Annotated in this window: 3 protein-coding genes; 2 read left to right on the top strand and 1 reads right to left on the bottom strand. The window is 65.5% G+C overall.

The window, feature by feature from the left end; translation table 11 throughout:
- A partial coding sequence (locus tag FJ386_15410; GenBank protein MBM3878074.1) for a twin-arginine translocation signal domain-containing protein occupies nucleotides 1–263 on the bottom strand: 263 nt, incomplete at its 3' end.
- Between the two features lie 132 nt (nucleotides 264–395).
- Here FJ386_15410 and FJ386_15405 point away from each other — a divergent pair.
- A complete protein-coding gene (locus tag FJ386_15405) occupies nucleotides 396–1652 on the top strand; it encodes a glycosyltransferase family 4 protein (GenBank protein ID MBM3878073.1) in 1257 nt (418 codons plus the stop codon).
- A gap of 67 nt (nucleotides 1653–1719) precedes the next feature.
- On the top strand, nucleotides 1720–2446 hold a 727-nt coding region (locus tag FJ386_15400), incomplete at its 3' end, for a hopanoid biosynthesis associated radical SAM protein HpnJ (GenBank protein MBM3878072.1).

Genomic DNA, 2446 nt, shown 5'->3' with positions numbered 1-2446 from the left:
TAGCTCGTGAGTTCCGCGCCCTCGCAGCCGTGCGCGGCGCAGTAGTCCACGAACTTGAACATGTCCATCGCCTTGTCCGCGGGCGGCGCCTTCGCCGCGGGACGCGCGCCGTCCGTGAAGAATTCGCGCACCGAATACGCCGCGAGGCTGAGTTGCAGCCGCGGCTTGCCCGAACGTGGAAACGGCTCGATGGCGGAAGCGGTCGCGCCGACCGCGGCGGCTGAAGTCGTTGCGAGGAAAGACCGGCGTGAAAGCGTGTTCATAGGCTGTGCGCGGAACGTAGGACCAAGGCCGCAGGCAGGGAAGAAAAAAGGCGGGAGCACCGCTTCGAACACCCCGCGATTCCAGCTTGGTAGTCCGCTCCTGTTTGCCGCTACTCTAGCCGCGCGCAACGGATGAAACTCGTCCTCTTCGCCCACACGCCGCCGCCGCACCACGGGCAGAGCTACATGACGCAGCTATTGCTCGACGGACTCGGCGGCGACGCGCGGTGCCGTGCTCCGGGCTCGACACAAACGCCGCAGGGCATCGAGGTTTTTCACGTCAACGCCCGGCTCTCCTCCGGCGCGGAGGACATCGGTCGCGCGCGATGGCACAAGCTGTTCCTGCTGCTCCGCCACTGTGCCGAGGCGTTGTGGTGCCGGGTTCGCCACGGAGCGGCGCATCTTTATTATGTGCCCGCAGCGCCCGCGCGCGTGCCGCTGTATCGCGACTGGATGGTGATGGCGCTGTGCCGGCCGTTCTTCCGCACCTTGACACTGCACTGGCATGCGGCCGGGCTTGGGGAATGGATCGGGACTCAAGCCCGCCCGTGGGAACGCGCGGTGACGCGCTGGCTGCTCGGTGGCCACGCCCTGAGCCTCGTGCTCGCGGAATCGAACCGGCGCGACGCCGAAGCGCTCGGCGCGCGCCGCATCGAAGTGGTGCCGAATGGAATTCCCGATCCCTGCCCGGATTTTGAGTCCACCGTGTTGCCGCGCCGCATCGCCCGTGCGAAGCATCACGCCACGCTTGTTTCAGGCGCATCACCGGCGCCGCAACCCGGAGCGGAGGCGGGAGATGATGCCGCCGTGTTCCGCGTCTGCTTCCTCGGATTGTGCTCGCAGAGCAAAGGGGTGTTTGATGCGGTCCGCGCGGTGCAAGGCCTCAACCAGCTTCACGACAGTCGGGGCGCTAGATTGGAGGCCACCCTCACCGCGGCGGGCTCGTTTCCGGATGCCGCCTCGCGCGAGGAATTCGAGCAACTCGCGGCGCTTGCCGGCCGTCGCGAGGACGGCTCGCCGGTGGTGCGCTGGGTGGGTTTTCTGGACGCGCGCGACCGGAACAAATTGCTCCACGAGAGCGACTGCTTTTGTTTCCCCACGATTTACGAGGCGGAGAACTTGCCGTTGGTCGTCCTGGAGGCAATGGCGTCCGGCCTCCCTGTGGTGGCGACCCGATGGAGGGCGATCCCCGAAATGCTTCCCGCTGGGTGGTCGCTGCTGGTGGCGCCCAATTCACCTGCGGAGGTCACGGCCAGATTCGAGCTGATGCTGCGTGAACCACCCGACCCTCTGGCGCTTCGCGAGCGGTTTCGCGCGCGATTCACACTGAGCGCCCACATCGAGTCCGTCGCCCGGGCGCTTCGAACGCTGGATGCGTCCTGCCAATGACCCGCAGTTGGGAAAACCCTGCTTGCCGCGGGCGGCGGCAAGCACTACAACCTCCCGACTTGATCGAATGAGCAAGACACTTTTTCTCTCGCCGCCGAGCTTCGACGGCTTCGACGGCGGCGCCGGTGCGCGCTACCAGGCGCGGCGCGAAGTCACCAGCTATTGGTATCCCACCTGGCTCGCGCAACCCGCCGCGCTCGTGCCCAGCAGCCGGCTCCTCGACTGCCCGCCGCACCACATTGATGTCGCGCAGTGCCTCGCCATCGCCAAGGACTTCGACCACGTCATCATCAACACCAGCACGCCCTCGCTGAAGAACGACTGCAAGGTCGCCGAGGCCATCAAGCAGCAGAAGCCCGGCACCCAAATCGGCTTCGTCGGCGCGCACGCGATGGTGCTGCCCGCCGAAACGCTCAAGGCCTCGTGGGCGATTGATTGGGTCGGGCGCAAGGAGTTCGATTTCACCTGCAAGGAAGTTGCCGAAGGCCGCGAGCTTTCGACCATCAAGGGCCTCTCCTACAAGGACGGCGAAGGCAAAATTAAGCACAACCCCGAGCGCGAGATGATTGCCGACATGGACTCGCTCCCGTGGGTTGCCGACGTCTACAAGCGCGACCTCGAAATCGAAAAGTATTTCATCGGCTACCTCCAGCATCCCTACGTCTCGATGTATACGGGCCGCGGCTGCCCGGCCCAGTGCACTTTCTGCCTCTGGCCGCAGACCATCGGCGGGCACAAGTATCGCGTCCGCAGCGCGCAGAACGTCGCCGACGAGATGGCTTACATGAAGAAGA

Source organism: Verrucomicrobiota bacterium, assembly GCA_016871675.1.
In the GTDB taxonomy this organism is placed as follows: Bacteria; Verrucomicrobiota; Verrucomicrobiia; order Limisphaerales; family VHCN01; genus VHCN01.
The sequence above is the reverse complement of the archived record's forward strand: the minus strand, read 5'-3'. Positions and strand labels throughout refer to the sequence as shown.

Bases quoted from the DNA above. Each gene is read 5' to 3' on its own strand.
- FJ386_15405 (MBM3878073.1), top strand. From the start codon at position 396: ATGAAACTCGTCCTCTTCGCCCACACGCCGCCGCCGCACCACGGGCAG.